Genomic DNA, 1,679 nt, shown 5'->3' on the forward strand with positions numbered 1-1,679 from the left:
TAGGGTCTGCTAACTAATTCGCAAAGCCGCATTTTTTAAAGGGATTCAGGGGCTTTCTGTCGAAGTAAGTGCACGGAAATCGAATAAGTCCCCAAAAAAACCGTGCACATGGAGGCAGAAGCATGTACAAAAAAACAAGTCCTCAACTGACGATAGATGATTTTATCTTACCGTTTTCCGGAAAGCTTAGCGCAGATAATCGCTGGGTGAAACTGGCCGGTATTATTCCGTGGGATGAGCTAGAAAAGCAATATGCCTTTATGTTTCCCAGCGACAGAGGAAATGTGGCAAAGCCTGTGCGTATGGCCCTGGGTTCTCTGCTTATTCAAGCGCGCTGTGATTACAGCGATCGGGAAACGGTCCAACAAATCACCGAAAATCCATATTTGCAGTACTTCATTGGGCTCAAAGAATATCAACTCACCAAACCGTTCACTCCCGTTGCGTTGGTGAAGTTTCGCAAGCGGTTCAATGCCAAACGTATGGCCGAGATTAACGAGTTGATTTTGCAAGCAGAAAAAGCCCAAAAGAAGACGCAAAAAGACCAAGACGACGACCACGATGATCGTGACGCCAATGGTTCAGGTGGTGGCGGGCCTGCAAGAGAAGGGTATGCAGTCGTGATCGAAGAGCCCGCTTCAACACAAAACTCCGAGTCGAATCAGGGCACACTCATTCTAGACGCCACCTGCACCCCCGCAGATATCAAGTATCCTACGGATTTGGGGTTGCTCAACGAAGCTCGAGAAAACCTGGACATCATGATCGACTGTTTGCACGAAGGAATCGGAAAGCCGACAAGGAGACCCCGCACACACAGGGAAAAAGCGCGGAAAGACTACCTGACCCTTTCCAAACAGCGGAGTCCTCGCAAACATCAGATCCGCAAAGCCGTAAAGAAGCAATTGCAATATGTCAAACGAAATCTCGGTTTTGTTGACCAGTTGCTGCAAAAAGCGAAGGAACAGAATGTAGAAAATGTCCTCCGTCCTCGCCAAGTCACCTTATTGGGGGCCATCCGTGAACTCTACGCGCAACAGTCGGCCATGTACAAAAACCGAACGCATCGAATCCAAGATCGGATTGTCAGCCTCCATCAGCCTCATGTGCGACCGATTGTGCGGGGAAAGGCCAAGGCCTCGGTCGAGTTTGGCGCCAAGGTCGCCATCAGCCTCGATAACGGCTATAGTCGAATCGAGAAGTTGTCCTGGGATTCCTATAATGAAGCGGAGACCCTGCGAGGGGCGGTAGAACGATATAAGGAGCGGCACGGCCATTACCCCGAGGCGGTGCTGGCCGATCGAATTTACCGTAACCGGGAAAACCTCGCCTTCTGCAAACAACGGGGCATTCGCCTCAGTGGTCCGCGACTTGGGCGACCTCTTGCCAACGGCCTACTCAAAAAAGCGGAAAAACGAATGGAACGACTGGATGCCCGACAACGCAACGCCGTGGAAGGGAAATTTGGAGAAGGCAAACGTAAGTACGGCCTTGCCTGCATCATGGCGCGTTTAAAAGAAACAGCGGAATGCATGATTTCTATGCAATTTTTGGTAATGAACCTAGAGCATAAACTCAGGGTTCTTTTTGTCCAATTTTGGCTTCGGATGATGGCTGGAACGTTCAAACCCAGTTTTTGTTAGATGACATTAAAACCGGGGTTTGGCTAGCAAGCCCTA

Annotated in this window: 1 protein-coding gene; it reads left to right on the plus strand. The window is 49.8% G+C overall.

The genetic code is table 11. The features are described 5' to 3' along the window. Nucleotides 1-122: 122 nt before the first annotated feature. On the plus strand, nucleotides 123-1,643 hold the full coding sequence (locus GTO91_RS17535) for an IS5 family transposase (protein ID WP_161260005.1): 1,521 nt from the start codon (nucleotides 123-125) through the stop codon (nucleotides 1,641-1,643). The last annotated feature ends 36 nt before the right edge of the window (nucleotides 1,644-1,679 follow it).

This window comes from Heliomicrobium undosum (assembly GCF_009877425.1).
Taxonomy (GTDB): domain Bacteria; phylum Bacillota; class Desulfitobacteriia; order Heliobacteriales; family Heliobacteriaceae; genus Heliomicrobium; species Heliomicrobium undosum.